The organism is Bifidobacterium polysaccharolyticum (assembly GCF_016101585.1).
In the GTDB taxonomy this organism is placed as follows: Bacteria; Actinomycetota; Actinomycetes; order Actinomycetales; family Bifidobacteriaceae; genus Bombiscardovia; species Bombiscardovia polysaccharolytica.
In genome coordinates, this window is the sequence record NZ_JACFQG010000001.1 from 335,651 (window position 1) to 350,843 (window position 15,193).

Below are 15,193 nucleotides of genomic sequence, written 5' to 3' on the forward strand. Positions count from 1 at the left end.
TGGATAGATTGAGAACACGAACTCAGGGCTGTAAGGATATCAGTAAGATGCCATAGCCAGGAAATGGACAACCCTGATGATCCAAGAGAACGTCCTAGCCGCCACATCAGCGAACGTCCCGATAAGGGAGTGCATACTCCGAGGCAAGACCTCGTCTTTTTAATGGGTATAAGAAAAGAGCACTTTCCTCTGCCGAAGCGATGCTGGATTAGAATACAAAAAATCGCAAACAATTTACATGTTGACAGCGCGAACGCTGAAAAAATAAAACTGCGCTAATAATTCACGAAAATGAATCCTGACCATACGGTGTTATTACTAATAACGCATAGTTAAAGGGTGGGCGAAGTTTGATGACAATGATATGGATTCATTCCTTGACATGTACTCGCCCTATACCAGTGATGGTAGTGTGTAGACTGCTTTTGTCGTCCAGCCAATCTCACTAAAATCTAATCGCCAATATTAGGCGCAGGCCGATACCAGTGAAAAGGGGTATCTATGAAAGTGGTTGCGATAATAATGAATGTTGCGAGCATATTTGGTTTAGCTGTCACAGCTGCCATACAAATTCGAGCTGGCTATTACAGCGACGAGCACTCTAGCCTCTTTACTCAGTTCGATTCGACGCAATCAGATCTTGCATGGATTTGTGCCTTGCTATTTTTCATTCTTTTCGTATTATCACTTTCAACACTGATTTACTTTGTCGAACAAGCAAAACGGAAGTCACCGAATCAATAAGCACACCTTTAACGAATCCTGTTCCACACCAAGAATACGTTTCATAAATGTCGTGTCACCTGCCGCTGAAGGCAGAAACTACAGCATTTTATAGCTTTGTCCCTATCAAAATCTCTGGCAATAACGCTAGGTATAGAACAATAGAAGCCTTGCAAGAACTCGTCATCAGCAAATCCAACAGTATTATATGTCAGGCGAGTTTGTATAACACACTCACTAAAGGCTTTCAAACAACTTCTTACTTGCAATTCAGATGTCTTGCCGGACCTACGGGATTTTGACACGCGCCCCTCCAAGAGAAGGCCGCTGTACTTGTGCGTGCTAGTTACCTTTGACTGTTGCCAGTATCAACTAGAATTCAGGCGATGCTAGCAAGCTCCCACTACTAATTTATACGAGCTGAAGTAGATAGTTGGTGCACCATTGTGCCATATCGATTTTTCTATGATTTTCGAAAGATAATAGACAGAAATCCTTGCTGTTTGACAAATCTTAGCGTAACTATACTCAACTTCCTAGAGATGGAATGATACCGAGGAATGGAAAATTAGACATTTACGGACATAATTGTTAACTCGCTATATGTTGAATATCAGAAAATGCTGGCCAATTAGTAACTCCATTTTACTGACATACCCGGTCATTCTTGCAGTCTAAGTAAGTAACTTTTGGCTATGGCAATCATCGAAAATCGTAGCGGATCAGCGACCAGAGCCCTGTCAAACTACATCAACCCGACCAACTCCCGAGTTCGCAACAACTATGTATGAGAATCAAAATCTCGTTGATTCCTCAACTAATCCTCTGCAGGCAACTCGGTAAACCAATATCGGGCTGAAACACGGTGCGAATGAGGAGACTCCAGATTAGAGTTGGGAGAAGAGCGCTATTTGGAAGGCCTGCCCCATATGCCAAGGCAGTCCGAGTGAAAGAGGACATCGACTTGCGTCTGTGATGAGACAGTTGCCCAGACGGTCAGCTAGACCGTCAGAACTGGTGAGCTTTGTTCCAATCCGCCACCCGCGCAAAGTGATCAAAGTACGAGCTCCCCGGTTATTCGCGGTGACTGTCTCCAGAAGGGGAGTCTTCAGGCCAAAACTTCTGTCACTCGTATTCTCGCCATCCACTGCAACATGCCCACATGATGCCAACGGGCCAAAGCTACAAGGTGACGGGCTGAGAAACTGATCGACCAGTTACAGCCGACGATTCCCCTGATGATGAACCAGACCGCATCACCATCAGAAGGAAACCCATGCAGAACCCTAGTGTCATCACCGTCACCGACCTCGGCTTCGCCTATCCGAGTAGCCCATCCGCCATTTTCGAGCATCTGTCCGCGACCCTTGACCGGGGCTGGACCGCCCTGCTCGGCGACAACGGCTGCGGTAAAACCACCTTGGCTCTGCTCCTGTGCGGACGCCTATCGCCGACCCAGGGAAGCATCAGCCCGAAACCAAGCAGCCTGGTCTGCGAATACTGCCCCCAGGACATCGCCGAGCAACCGCATAACCTGGACGATTTTGCCAACGACTGGTCACAACGGACCGTTGCCATCAGGCGGACCCTGGGCATAGCAGACGATTGGGTCTACCGGTATCCGACCCTCTCCGGCGGTGAGGCGAAGCGCCTGCAAGTGGCCTGCTCCCTCAGCCGGGAACCTGACCTGCTGGTCCTGGACGAGCCGACCAACCATGTGGATGCAGCGACCAGAACCCATATCGGCAAGGCCATGGACTGCTTCGCAGGCATCGGTCTATTGATCTCTCACGACCGGGCCCTGATCGACGCCAGCTGCCCTAGGTCGTTGGTTTTCCGCAAACGTCACATGCAGGCCGGCAATGTGCTGACGCTGACCCAGTTCAAAGGCAGGCTGGCGCAGATCGAGGAGCAGGAAAAGGCTGAAGACCGTCACGCCCAGGAGGAATTGGATGGCAACCACAAGGAATTGGACAGGCTTATGCGGTACAAGGCTGCCCGCTTCCAGAAACTCCAGCATGTGGATGCCATGAGACGGCAGGGAGGCCGGATCGACCCACACGACCACGACGCCCGGAACATTCACAAACTGGCCAGGCCCGGGGCCTCGGGAACTGCAGCTGCCCGCGGCTATCGGCAAGCTGACGCGCGCATCGCCGCGACCAGCAGAAAGACCGCCGACCTACAGACTGCCGCTAAACGCTATGACGGGAGCATGAGCCTGCAGACCGAAGCCAGCCACAAACGTGAATTGGTCCGGGTTGATGGCGGCGACCTAAGTGACTGGATGGAAAGGCATGGTGTCGAAGACTTCCGCCTGTATCTGCGCGGGAATGCAGCTACAGACAGAGGGGCAGACAGCCAGCATGGTCCAGCCATAGAGACCATCAGCATCGGGCCGAAAGACCACATCGGCATCAGTGGGCCGAATGGACGGGGCAAATCCACCTTGCTCGAGCTGCTGGTCGCCGGTCTGCCCGCGGATCTACCGCGCCTGATCCTGCCCCAGATCATTGGCTCGGCACGAATACACAAGGCCTTGGAGGACGCGGTCGCACTGCCGGAGACTCAGCGAAAGAAACTGATGACGGCATACGCCCAGCTCAACGCTGATCCAGAAGATCTCCTGGCCGGTCACGAACTCTCTGCAGGCGAAGGCCGCAAACTATTGCTGTGCCTGGGATTCTTGAAACATCCCCAGCTACTGATTCTGGACGAACCGACCAATCATCTGGACCTTCGCTCCCAGGCAGCTCTAGCCGAGGTGCTGACACCCTACCAGGGAGCCCTAGTGGTCGTCTCCCACGATGAAGGCCTGCTGGACGCTGTAAGTTCGATTCGCTGGGAGGTCGAATGATCGCGGGACATCAGGCAGCCCGATATGGGTGTGAAGGGTAGGGGACGCGAGTTAGTGAAATTCCAGTTGCATTATGCCCTTCATATAAATATGCCACTCCCAATCCGCTACAGCGCGGTGCAGAAAAGAACGAATAACACCAGAAGGCCGATGATATACCAAATACACGCCCAACGTCAGGGAATACAAATAATGCCATGGTTTAAAACCTCGGGTTCGTTGTTATTTGGCCGTGCCGACGGGATTTGAACCAGCAACCTCTTGTTGAGAAAAGCTGCTGTACGTGTGTACATGCTAGCTGCCCGTAACTGTTGTTAATAACGACTGGAATACTGCCTACACCATCGTGTTCCAAGCACTAGCTGATACAAGCTGAACTGCTACGTCCGCCTTCGCCGGGGTCAGCAGCTTGGTAATAGGCACCAGGAGGCGGGTGTGGTTGGTGTGGTGTCGATAACCCGTCCGGGGCGTTTCCCTCCAACCTGTGTTTAGGTTGAATTATGCCGATAATCCTTGAAAAACAAGGATGTCAAAGACTTTAGACAGGGGAATTTTTGGCGGGTGAGGGGTTTGGTTGATAGCGTGAGGGGGGTCGGGCGTGCGCATGCCTCGATGATGCAGGCACATGGTCGTCAACCAACAATCGGACGGCGGACGATGGCCAGGGAAGGCGGGTGGCAGGGGTATGGAACTGGGCAGTCAGATTCGCCGGTATCGCTCGGAGCGGGGCATGTCCCAGGACGATCTCGCCGGCAGGATATTCGTGTCCCGCCAGACCATATCCAACTGGGAGAACGACCGCACCTACCCGGACGTGCAGAACCTGCTCCTCCTGTCCAACCTCTTCGACGTGACCATCGACCAGCTGATCAAAGGAGACCTCGACACCATGAAGCAGGCGCTCGATAAGGACGTACGGAGCATGAAGATCCTGAATATGATCCTCTATGGCCTGGCCGCGGGCATCTTCATTGTGGATGGGTTGGTGCTGTATGGGGTTGCAGTTGCGAAGCGGGAGTGGCCGTGGTTGCTTTCACTCTTGGGGCTCCTCGCCCTCCTGGTCCTGTTGGGATTGATCGGCGGCCTTGAGGAGAATATCAAACGACGAAACGATATCCGCACCTACAGGGAGATCAAGGCTTTTCTGGCGGGTGAGGAGGTGGACCGGTCTGATCGTGGCCATATGCCCAGCCTGAAGAAGAGGCTGTTGTTGCTGCTGCTCGTAATGGTGGTCTGCGCTGTTGCCGGGTATGCTCTTGCGGCCCTGCTCTGGTGACAGCCCTCCTCGGCCGGCAATAGGAAACGGGGCTTTACCTGTACCAACTGGCCTGATAAAGCCACGACTAGAAGTCAGCTTTGTCCCAGCAAGCAGCCGGGGGGGGGGGATCTTCTTCTTGCTTTGGCCTCGAGTGCATTTAAGGTTCAGCCATCAGTCATCGGAGAGGCGACAGAAGGGGGGGGGGGGCTCATACCAGCATGCAGCCTGTTATGCCATACAGCACACTTGACTCCGTGCAGTTCTATAAGCATTGTTTCGGCGTATAACACGAAACACAATGCGGCCGGCAAAAGCTGGGAGAGGACCTTGCATAAACGATGCGCCCGAAATGTGCCCGATTCCGGAAATAAGAATGGTTCCGAGGCGAAGGAGCCTTGGAACCATTGGTTTCTTGTCGGGCCGGCGGGATTTGAACCCGCGACCCCTTGACCCCCAGTCAAGTGCGCTACCAAACTGCGCTACGGCCCGACAGTGCATCAGCACCGAGTAGAGATATTAGCACAGCGAAGCTGGACCGACAATGGTCCGGCGAGTCCCTGCAGACGAGTCCAGACAGACCGGGTCACATGATCAACTTGCTATCATGTTTCTGGACGGTCGACGCAACCCGCGTCGACCGCAAGTCGTCCCAGCCCGGAAGGGGTTCCATGAGCACAGACGTTTTCGACCTTTCGGCCGCGAAGATGCGAGACAAGGGCATGAGCGAAGTCTCCATCAACCAGTTCAAGCAGCTTTACGAAACTTGGGAACGGGGAGACGCCAAGGCGTGCGTGCGCGAGAAGGATGTCACTCCGCTCAAGGACGTGCCCCGTACCAAAGATATCCACGACACCATGGACATGGACATGGCCCTGGATGCATTCTCCCGCACCGCCTTCATCAAGCTTAATGGAGGACTGGGCACCTCCATGGGCCTGGAGAAGGCCAAATCCCTGCTGCCCATCCGTCGCCACAAGGCCCGTCGCATGCGTTTCCTGGACATCATCATGGGCCAGGTGCTGACGGCCCGCAAGCGCCTAGGGGTTCCGCTGCCGCTGATCTTCATGAACTCCTTCCGCACCTCGCGCGACACCATGCGCGCGGTCAAGCAGGACCGCCGCTTTGTTCAGAATGACGTGCCCGTGGAGATCATTCAGCACATCGAGCCCAAGATCGACGCTGACACCGGCCGTCCTGTCGACTTCCCAGCCAACCCCGACCTTGAATGGTGCCCTCCCGGCCATGGCGACATCTTCTCGACCATCTGGGAGACGGGCCTACTGGATACACTCAAGGAGCATGGAATCGACTATCTGTTCATCTCTAACTCCGACAACCTGGGCGCCCGGCCTTCAAGGACCTTGGCCGGTTATTTCGCGCAGTCCGGAGCGCCCTTCATGATCGAGGTGGCCAAGCGCACCGATGCTGACCGGAAGGGCGGCCATATCGTTATCGATAAGGCCAGCGGACGCCTTATCCTGCGGGAGATGTCCCAGGTGGACCCGCACGACCGCAGCTCAGCCATGTCCATTCGCAAGCATCCCTACTTCAATACCAACAGCATCTGGGTCAGGGTCGATGCCCTGCGCGACAAGCTGACCGAATACAACGGCGTGCTGCCGCTGCCCATCATCGAGAATCGGAAGACCGTGGACCCCACCGATCCATCCACCCGCCCCGTGGTGCAACTGGAGACCGCCATGGGCTCTGCCGCCACGCTCTTCGAAGGGGCCATCTGCGTACAGGTGGACCGTATGCGCTTTCTGCCGGTCAAGACCACCGACGACCTATTCATCATGCGCTCCGACCGCTTCCATCTGACCGACTCCTATGAGATGGAGGATGGCAACTACGATTTCCCAAACGTTCAGCTGGATGAGCGCTACTACAAGTACATCGCCGACTTTGACGAGCGCTTCCCCTATGGGGTTCCCAGCCTGGCGGCCGCCAACTCGGTCACGATCGAAGGCGACTGGACCTTCGGCAGGGATGTGACCCTGTATGCTGATGCTCATCTGAGTGATCGGGGGCGCTCCTCATACGTGCCCAATGGTCAGTATGTGGGACCCCAGGGAATCGAACCGGACGAGTGGGTCTAAGGCCAGTCTCAGCAGGGTTCAGCCTGTCAAGAAAAGGTACCGTATTTGGGTGTTTGGCTCCCACGGTCCTGAAAATCAATCTATGATAGATAAACGTGCGTTAGGCGCACTAATACACAAATTTTAACGATACGCGAGGACTGATGGCAGAAGGCACGAACGGAAGACGGCGTTTCTCGGATAAATGGGGCAAGCACGAACTTGATGTCCTAGCCGTCTTATCGTCAGCTTTCCCACAATGGCTTACATCTCGGCAAATAGCCCAACGGGTCAAGGCCTATGCCGACTCCTATGGCGAGCTGGCTGACCAGGCCGCCAAGGCAGCCTTCGCCAAGCAGTTCCAGCGTGACCGCGCCAAGCTGGCGGCCATGGGCATAGCCATAGAATCCCGTCAGCCCGAGTATTCCTCCAAGTCAGAGGGGCAGGATTTCGCCTCCTACCGTCTGCAGCTGGGGGATGAGCCCCGCATCCGTATGCACTTCAATCAGGAGGACATGCCGGTGCTGGCCGCGGCCAACTACCTAGCGCGATCCATAGCCATGTCCCAGGAGGCCAGCGAGGAGCCGACCCGACCGGTCTCGCGCACCACGCCCCGGGTACCGCAGGTGCCCATTCCCGGCCTGGGCCTGGACTCCATAGCCCCTGGATTGGGCACCCAGCGCATTCCCGACGATCTGGTCAAGGTCATCGATTCCCGCCGCTTCGCCGCCACTGTGGACGTGGACGGGGAGAACCTCAACGTGGCCTATGCCGACTCCGATGACCTGGCCATGTTCGTCCTGGAGCACCCCGATGCCTCCATCGTCAGCCCTCAGGAAGCTGCAGATGCCTTCCGGCGCCGTCTGGATGCAGCCGCCCGCTTTAAGCTGGCCGACGAGTCTTTGAGCCCTGGAGCGGCAACGGTCATCTCTCCGGAGATTGCCCGGACCAGCGTCGAGCATTTCGCCACTGACCTAAGCGACGACGACACCGACCTCCGCCACGCCCGTCGTGTCAGTGCATCCTCCTTCCAGACCGGATCCGAGGTGGACCGCCGCCTGAGGCTCATGCTCTTCCTGTCCGCCCACTTGGGCGAGGAGTTCTCCCTGGCCGAGCTGGCCGATCGCTTCATCGGCCACCCCAACAGCAAGGAAGAGCTACGCAAATATGTCAATACCATTCACAAGGACATCAACACCCTGACTACGGTTTCGGACGACGGGGAGATGGCAGGCAGCCAGTTCTTCGATATCGACTGGTCCCTGCTGGACGACAGTGGGATCGTCTCGGCCACCAACTCGCTGGGGCTGGAACGACTGGCCGGCATTTCACCCCAGTACCTGAGCATGCTGACCGCCTCTCTCAACTACCTGGCCCATTCGCCCCTGCTGCCCGAACAGTCCCGCACCCAGGCCGAGTCGCTCTACCAGCGCCTGCGCACGCATGTAGGGCCGGGGGAGACACCCTGGCTCTCCCTGACCGGTTATGAGACTGAACCCAAGAGCTTCTCGGTAGTCCGACGTGCCATCAAGACCGAGTCTTTGTTGGACATGGAGTACACGGACGCCGCCGGCCGCACCCGCCGCAAGGTGGTGGCACCTGCCAAGATCTTCGTGGATGAGGGCGTCTACTATGTCGCCGCCTGGACCGATATCGGCGACGCAGCCGAGGGCACTGAGGCTGCGGACGCTCCCTCGGATTCCAGCCGCCACCTCAAGCAGGGCACCGGACGAAACCGGCAGTGGCAGGTTCTGCGAATCGCCAGAATCGAGCATGCGACCATTGTCAAGCCCAGCCACAAGGTGGAGTTCCCGGATGTGCCAGTCAGCGAGCTGCGCAAGTGGTCCTTCGACAATGGCACGGCTGCAGTCTTCATCACCGACCGGCCGGATCTGCCCTACATCAAGTCCCTGCCGGGCGCCTCGGTCGAGCCATGCGGATCCGGGCAGAAGGTCCACCTGACCGTCTCCTCGGACTCATGGTTCGTGGCCTTCTGCATAGCGCACGCCAAGCACATCACCGCAGTGGCGCCCAAGACCCTGCGCACCATGATCCTGGCCCGCGCCCAGCGCGAGATCACCATCAGCGACGCTCACGACAAGGAGCAGGACCGGCACTAGTCCCGGTCGGAGAGGAGTGCCATGCCTGGATGGATCTGGATATTTCTGGTGATCTTCATGCTGGCTATGCTGATTGGCGGAGCCGTCTACGCCATCCGCCATGCCATGACAGCCGGCCGATCCATAGGGCGGGTCTCAGACGATCTGAACCGACACATGCCCCAGCCCCCAGTTGCAGGACAATCCCAGGCAACAGATAGGGCTGAAGGTCCGGCTTTCGCCCTGCCCCTGTCGCACTCAACCGAACGCTACAGCCAGGCCCACGCCCAGGTTCTGCAGCGCAAGGAGCAGCGCAGGAGGAATCATGCCCGCGTCTGGCGGCGGTGGAAGCAGTTCAATAAGTAGTTCTTGGAGGAATATGTCAGGTCATCGTCACCACGGACAGGATTCATCAACATCCGAACCGGGGCCGGCGGAACGCTATGCCCGTTTCAGTCGTCACCGTAAGCGAATGATCGGAGCGCCCGCACGTTTTCAGTCCAAGTTGCCCTTCCCTTTGGACGACTTCCAGCTGGAAGCCATCACTGCTCTGGAGGATGGCGACAACGTTCTGGTGGCCGCTCCGACCGGCGCCGGGAAGACCATCGTAGCCGATTTTGCAGTATTTTTGGCCCAGGAGCAGAACGTCAAGACCTTCTATACCACCCCCATCAAGGCCCTGAGCAACCAGAAATACCATGACCTGGTCGACCGCTACGGCGAGGACCGGGTGGGACTGCTCACCGGCGACACCTCCATCAACTCCGAGGCGGACATCGTAGTCATGACCACCGAGGTCCTGCGCAACATGCTCTATGAGCAGTCCTCCACCCTGACGGCCCTCAAGTACGTGATTCTGGATGAGGTCCATTATCTGGCCGACCGCTTCCGGGGACCCGTCTGGGAGGAGGTCATCATCCATCTTCCTGCCTCCATCCGCATTGTGGGGCTGTCGGCCACCGTGTCCAACGTGGAGGAATTCTCCGACTGGATCTCATCGGTGCGTGGACGCACCCATCTGGTGGTCTCCGAACGCAGGCCCGTACCGCTGGAGCAGCACGTCCTGGTCCAGGCCGACAGGCACACCGAGCCCGAGATCCTGGACCTGTATCGGCACGACGGTTCAGGACGGCAGACCCCAAAGATCAACCCACGTCTGGTCTCCCGGCTGGCCCAGCTGGACAAGGCCGGACAGGAGCGCGCCCAGGCCCGCGACCAAGGACACCATCACCACCATGGTCGCGGCGGCAGGCCGGAGCGACGGATGGGGGAGCGGTATCGTCCAAGCCGGGCAGACGTGGTCGATGAGCTGGACTTCATGGACATGTTGCCCGGCATCTACTTCATCTTCTCCCGTACCGGCTGCGACCAGGCCGTCCAACAGTGCATCCGGGCAGGCCTGCAGTTGACTACTGATGAGGAGGCCCGCCGAATACGGCACATCGTGGACTCCATGGCAGCCGGCCAGCTCAGCAAGGAGGATCTCAAGGCACTGGGATTCTCCCAGTTCCGTTTCGCTCTGGAGCAGGGCTTCGCCGCCCATCACGCTGGCGTGGTCACCCTCTTCCGTCAGATAGTCGAACATCTGTTCGAACTGGGACTACTTAAGGTGGTCTTCGCCACCGAGACCCTGGCTCTGGGCATCAACATGCCTGCCCGCTGCGTCGTGGTCGAAAAGCTGGAGAAGTTTGACGGCACCGGCCATGTAGCCCTGACGCCCGGCGAATTCACCCAGCTGACCGGTCGAGCCGGCCGGCGCGGCATCGACGACATCGGCCATGTAGTAGTGGTCGACCACCGGGACTTCAGCCCCAAGACCATGGTGGCCCTGTCCAGCCGGAGAGTCTATCCGCTGCACTCCAGCTTCCGACCCACCTTCAACATGGCCGTCAACCTGCTCAACTCCTCCAGCTACACGCGTGCCCGGGATACCCTGGACCATTCCTTTGCTCAGTGGGAAGCCAACCGATCAGCCTCAGAGCTGGAGGAGCGCATCGAGACTCTGACCAGCGGCCTGGAGGACTACCGTAAGGCCGCCCAATGCAGCCGCGGCGATCTGATCGAGTTCATGCGCATCCGTGCAGCCCTCTCTTCGGCCCAGAAGAACGATCGCCGCCGTTTGAAGCGTCAAAGGTTCACCAACGAGAAAGCTCGCGACCAGGCATTCCGTGACCTTGACCGGCACATCGACCAGCTGCGCGAGCAGGAGCGCAACCATCCCTGCCGCCAGTGCCCGGATCTGCCCAAGCACCTTCGCTGGGGGAACCGGTGGATTCGCATGGACAAGGAGCTGCAGAGGACTCGAGAACAGTACGAGTCCAAAACAGGATCAGTCTCGCGCCAGTTCGACAGAATCTGCCAGATTCTGGCTGACCTGCACTACACCCGTCCCGTCGACCCTGATGACTGCCGATTGACGCGCAAAGGGCAGCTGCTTCGGCGCATCTACAGTGAGCAGGATCTGAGCCTTGCCGAGATCCTGGATCGGGGCCTCCTCAACGATCTGGAGCCCGCAGAACTGGCGGCCGCCGTTTCCGGACTGGTCTACGAATCCCGACGTGGGGTAGGGGAGCAGCCGGGGGAGAGGGCCGGATACAGAGCTCCCAGGCTGGTCGAGGCCATGGAGGATATGAAGCGTCAGTGGTCCCAGGTGCAGGAACGTTGCGATCAGGCCGGGCTGGAACTGCCCCCGGAACTTGATTTTGACTTAGGGCCGACCATCTACGACTGGGCCTGCGGTGACTCTCTGACCACCATCCTGCGTGACAGCGATTTGACGGCGGGGGACTTCGTGCGTAACGCCAAGCGCCTGTCCGATGTGCTCACCCAGATCGTCCAAGTGGAACCCTACCTGGGCAGGGGAGGGCATCACCTGGCCAGGGCAGCCAGCATCGCCGCCGACCAGGTCAATCGCGGCATTGTGGCATATACAGGCGTGGAGTGAACACGGCCGCAGACAGGGAATAAGTTTCAGGTCAACACTGTTCTGTAGCTTGGAGGCAGTGACGGACACGAGTAAGGAGGAATCATGGCAGAGCGTAGTCTTCGCGGCATGAGTATTGGGGCGAAGTCCCTGGAATCTGATCAGAATGTGGACTTCGCGGCACGCAGCGAGGTCGCCTACATCTGCCCCAAGGGCCATCGGACCATCCTGCCCTTGGCCGAGGGCGCTGAGGTGCCGCAGGAGTGGGAGTGCCGCTGTGGGCAGATCGCTCACCTTGAGGGACATGACGAGCAGGAGTCCGGCAAGACTGGCAAACCGACCAGGACCCACTGGGACATGCTGTTGGAGCGTCGATCCGAGGACGAGCTCAAGGCTGTGCTGGACAAGCGCCTGAAAATGCACCGCGAAGGATGGTTCCCCGACTATGAGTAAATCACCGCGCCGCCTGGTTCTGCTGGATCTGGACGGTACCCTGACTGCTTCTCATCCGGGCATTATCGCCTCTGTGGTGCAGACTTTCAAAGAGCTTGGTCATCCTGTGCCCGACGAGAGCGAGCTTCGACGATTCATCGGACCAGCTATCGAAGTATCCTTGCGCAACAACGGCATTAAAGAGGAGGACGTAGATAGGGGCGTTCAAATCTACCGGCGCTATTACAGTGAGACAGCATCATTCGAAGATCCAAGGCATGCGGGACAACGTGTCCCTGGACGCCTACTCGCCACGGTCTTTGATGGCATTCCCGAGCAGCTCAACCGTATGCGCGGGCATGGTCTGACATTGGCTGTGGCAACCTGCAAGCCTGAGTATCAGGCCCTGCCCGTATGTGACCATTTCGGATTGAGGCCACTGATAGATGGAGTCTATGGCGCCAGCAAGGACTCCACTAGGGTCACCAAGGGCCAAGTCATCACTTACGCGCTGCAGCGGCTTGGTTTAGATACCAAACACGGCGACCGGGCCCTTATGGTCGGCGACCGTTGGACTGATGCCGATGGGGCCCTGGAAACCGGTCTGGACTGCCTAGGATGCGGCTGGGGCTATGCCGAGCCCGGAGAACTTGAGTCTCACGGGTGCTACCGAGTCATCGACCATGTCGACCAATTGTGCCAAGCTGCCGAGGATTACTTCCAGGAATAACACCTTGTTCAGGATCTGTCTTGCGCAAACAATCGCAAAGCTCCAAGCCAGGACAGTAACAACCCTGAAATCACAGTCAACAAAGAAAATTGCTATGAACTGCCAGTATGCCGATAATGTACGTTATGTCAAATTACTTATTATTTTTCTCCCCCATTTAGGCCGCCACATGGCCTTCGCACAATGTTGTCCTCGTCGATCATGCAGCCCGTTGACGCTGCTCGTGCTGGTGCTCCAAACGCTGGCGCAGACGCATAGCCGTCAGCTCGTCGATGGGCCGCTCAGGCAAGCCTGGTGTCAGCTGTCCGGTAGTCAAATCCACATGGTCGCAGGTCTGCAGTTCCAGATCCATCCGATGCCAGATAGCACCCACAGAGATAGCAAAGACGGCACGCCCGGACTGCATCAAAGCGAAGACCTGATCCGGGCCTGAACACTCACTAACCTCGTCCCCGTCGCAAACCACAGTCACATGCTCAAGCTGACCGACTGTCCGATGCTCAAGATAAGCCACAGTGCTCGTTGCGTTGACCAGGTTGACGCCGGCATCCAGAAGTCGCTTGAGGACCGCCAGGATGACCACATCTTTAAAAGAATATAGCCTGCGGGAGCCTGATCCGTGTGAGGCCTTAATTGAGGGCTCTACAATCCGTTTGCGGGCCCAGTAATCCAGCTGTCTATAGGTGATGCCGGCCACCTTGGCCGCGACAGTTCCCCGGTAGCCTCGGGTCGTGCCCTCGGCCTGCTCAGCCGAGAAGAGTTCCCCCTGCACCAGCTTCGGCACCTCTTCGGCCATGCCATGCCCCCTATCAGCTCTTGGCGATGACTGCCCGATTGTCGAAGTAGACCAGCCTGAACTTGCCGATCATAATCTCGTCGCCGTTGTGCAGGTCGGCCTGGTCCACGCGTTCACGGTTGACGTAGGTGCCGTTGAGGCTACCCGTGTCCTCGACCCTGAAGCCTTGGTCAGTCCGTACAAATATGGCGTGCGCCCTGGAGACTGTCGAGTCGTCCAACAGAATATCCGCTTTGGGATCACGGCCCACGCTGACCTGGTCCTCATCCAGCAGATAACGCGATCCCGACACCGCTCCCCTAGTAGAGATCAGCAGGGCTGTACCCTCAGGCAATCGGGCCATAGTCTCCAGGTCGTCCTTGGTTAGTGGACGGTCACCGTTGGAAGTGACTGGAATGTTCAGGGCCGGCATGCCAATGATGGTCGTCTCGCCCGCAGTGGGAATAGGTTCTGTCATAACTGTCTATTCTACAGGCTTTGCATACTGGTAGTCCTGCACGCGTCGAACCTGGTCGATTCTGACACTATCGGACTGCTCCACTGATACAGATGCATGGAATTGCACCTTGATCCGCGAGCCCACTCCCCCGGCAATCTGAATGGCGTTCTGCAGGCTGTCCGGGTCCCCGATGGCCTTGACGACATAGGGGCTTTGCAGCTTGGAGTGGTCGCACTGCAGGCCGGTGCGCGTATCCAGCAGATAGGTGTTGGTGACCACCCGGACATCGTTGAAGGATATGACCTCAGCCCCTGCATTGCGTAGCTCCTCGATCAGGTTGAACATAGTCGAGGCATCCACACGGTCGCTGTCCTCGGTGACAGTCACCACTACTCCCCTGCCCTGGGCTGGCAACCGTCCGGACAGGATGCCGCTGCTCTGCTCGTTCTGCTGGGCGATGCGGGCGGCCTCCTTTTGCTTGTCGGCAGCGGACTTTATAGAGGTCAGCTGCTGGTTGAGTTGACTCTTGCGCTCCTCCAGCTTATCGACCTGGTTGCTGGTCTCGTCCAGCACCCGCACCAGCTCTTCCTCCGATAGGCTCTGGTAGGAGGACTGGTTATTGCGCACTTGAACGGCGTATCCGAAGCCCAGCAAGGCGCACATAAGGGCCACCAAGACGCTGGTGACCAGCCTGACCCTGGTGGCGTTGGAGTTGAGTGTGCGCAGAGGCCGCCGACGAACCACCGGGAAAGCACCGGTCTGCGTATCGTCGGATGGAGCCCTGACCCGCCCAGGCCGCCTGGGCGGAATACTCTCGGGCATCCGTTCATCCCGCTTCTTCCTGAGGGTGTGTCTCAT

General features: G+C 57.7%; 10 protein-coding genes, 1 tRNA gene and 2 pseudogenes. 9 read left to right on the forward strand and 4 right to left on the reverse strand.

Annotated features, from left to right (window positions below; all coding sequences use genetic code 11):
* Window positions 1–1,999 precede the first annotated feature (1,999 nt).
* Entirely contained in the window at window positions 2,000–3,580 is a 1,581-nt protein-coding gene (locus H3T90_RS01340) for an ATP-binding cassette domain-containing protein (protein ID WP_198229352.1), read from the forward strand.
* Between the two features lie 685 nt (window positions 3,581–4,265).
* A complete protein-coding gene (locus tag H3T90_RS01345; RefSeq protein WP_198229353.1) occupies window positions 4,266–4,856 on the forward strand; it encodes a helix-turn-helix transcriptional regulator in 591 nt (196 codons plus the stop codon).
* 397 nt (window positions 4,857–5,253) lie between these two features.
* Here the strand turns inward: H3T90_RS01345 and H3T90_RS01350 are convergent.
* Window positions 5,254–5,327, reverse strand: a tRNA-Pro gene (locus H3T90_RS01350).
* Between the two features lie 179 nt (window positions 5,328–5,506).
* On the opposite strand from H3T90_RS01350, the gene H3T90_RS01355 reads away from it, so the two are divergent.
* From H3T90_RS01355 to H3T90_RS01380, 7 genes and pseudogenes are all read left to right on the forward strand, one after another.
* Window positions 5,507–6,937: a UTP--glucose-1-phosphate uridylyltransferase gene (locus H3T90_RS01355; RefSeq protein ID WP_198229354.1), complete on the forward strand. Its 1,431-nt coding sequence runs from the start codon at window positions 5,507–5,509 to the stop codon at window positions 6,935–6,937.
* Between the two features lie 143 nt (window positions 6,938–7,080).
* Window positions 7,081–7,864: pseudogene (locus H3T90_RS09065) on the forward strand (helix-turn-helix transcriptional regulator); the annotation flags it as partial.
* Between the two features lie 74 nt (window positions 7,865–7,938).
* A pseudogene (locus tag H3T90_RS09070) lies at window positions 7,939–9,036 on the forward strand (helix-turn-helix transcriptional regulator); the annotation flags it as partial.
* Window positions 9,037–9,057: 21 nt separating this feature from the next.
* Window positions 9,058–9,381, forward strand: coding sequence for a hypothetical protein (locus tag H3T90_RS01365; RefSeq protein WP_110425190.1), 324 nt, complete (start codon window positions 9,058–9,060; stop codon window positions 9,379–9,381).
* 13 nt (window positions 9,382–9,394) lie between these two features.
* A complete protein-coding gene (locus H3T90_RS01370) occupies window positions 9,395–11,959 on the forward strand; it encodes a DEAD/DEAH box helicase (protein ID WP_198229355.1) in 2,565 nt (854 codons plus the stop codon).
* Between the two features lie 84 nt (window positions 11,960–12,043).
* Window positions 12,044–12,391, forward strand: coding sequence for an RNA polymerase-binding protein RbpA (locus H3T90_RS01375; protein ID WP_045935333.1), 348 nt, complete (start codon window positions 12,044–12,046; stop codon window positions 12,389–12,391).
* Window positions 12,384–13,100, forward strand: coding sequence for an HAD hydrolase-like protein (locus tag H3T90_RS01380; RefSeq protein WP_198229356.1), 717 nt, complete (start codon window positions 12,384–12,386; stop codon window positions 13,098–13,100). The genes H3T90_RS01375 and H3T90_RS01380 overlap by 8 nt, the downstream gene beginning before the upstream one ends.
* Before the next feature lie 199 nt (window positions 13,101–13,299).
* Here the strand turns inward: H3T90_RS01380 and H3T90_RS01385 are convergent, their stop codons facing one another.
* Genes H3T90_RS01385 through H3T90_RS01395 form a run of 3 tightly spaced genes read right to left on the reverse strand, consistent with a single transcriptional unit; the run spans window position 13,300 to window position 15,193 of the window.
* Window positions 13,300–13,896: a MerR family transcriptional regulator gene (locus H3T90_RS01385; protein WP_046322860.1), complete on the reverse strand. Its 597-nt coding sequence runs from the start codon at window positions 13,894–13,896 to the stop codon at window positions 13,300–13,302.
* A 13-nt stretch (window positions 13,897–13,909) separates the two neighbouring features.
* Window positions 13,910–14,353: an FHA domain-containing protein gene (locus H3T90_RS01390; protein ID WP_046322859.1), complete on the reverse strand. Its 444-nt coding sequence runs from the start codon at window positions 14,351–14,353 to the stop codon at window positions 13,910–13,912.
* A 6-nt stretch (window positions 14,354–14,359) separates the two neighbouring features.
* Window positions 14,360–15,193 (reverse strand): DUF881 domain-containing protein, encoded by an 834-nt coding sequence (locus H3T90_RS01395; protein WP_082097744.1) that lies wholly within the window; start codon window positions 15,191–15,193, stop codon window positions 14,360–14,362.

What these genes read in the sequence shown, in the direction of transcription:
- H3T90_RS01380 (WP_198229356.1), top strand. Translation starts at nt 12,384, where the DNA reads ATGAGTAAATCACCGCGCCGCCTGGTTCTGCTGGATCTGGACGGTACC.
- H3T90_RS01365 (WP_110425190.1), top strand. Translation starts at nt 9,058, where the DNA reads ATGCCTGGATGGATCTGGATATTTCTGGTGATCTTCATGCTGGCTATG.
- H3T90_RS01370 (WP_198229355.1), top strand. Translation starts at nt 9,395, where the DNA reads ATGTCAGGTCATCGTCACCACGGACAGGATTCATCAACATCCGAACCG.
- H3T90_RS01345 (WP_198229353.1), top strand. Translation starts at nt 4,266, where the DNA reads ATGGAACTGGGCAGTCAGATTCGCCGGTATCGCTCGGAGCGGGGCATG.
- H3T90_RS01390 (WP_046322859.1), bottom strand. Translation starts at nt 14,353, where the DNA reads ATGACAGAACCTATTCCCACTGCGGGCGAGACGACCATCATTGGCATG.
- H3T90_RS01340 (WP_198229352.1), top strand. Translation starts at nt 2,000, where the DNA reads ATGCAGAACCCTAGTGTCATCACCGTCACCGACCTCGGCTTCGCCTAT.
- H3T90_RS01385 (WP_046322860.1), bottom strand. Translation starts at nt 13,896, where the DNA reads ATGGCCGAAGAGGTGCCGAAGCTGGTGCAGGGGGAACTCTTCTCGGCT.
- H3T90_RS01395 (WP_082097744.1), bottom strand. Translation starts at nt 15,193, where the DNA reads ATGAGACACACCCTCAGGAAGAAGCGGGATGAACGGATGCCCGAGAGT.
- H3T90_RS01355 (WP_198229354.1), top strand. Translation starts at nt 5,507, where the DNA reads ATGAGCACAGACGTTTTCGACCTTTCGGCCGCGAAGATGCGAGACAAG.
- H3T90_RS01375 (WP_045935333.1), top strand. Translation starts at nt 12,044, where the DNA reads ATGGCAGAGCGTAGTCTTCGCGGCATGAGTATTGGGGCGAAGTCCCTG.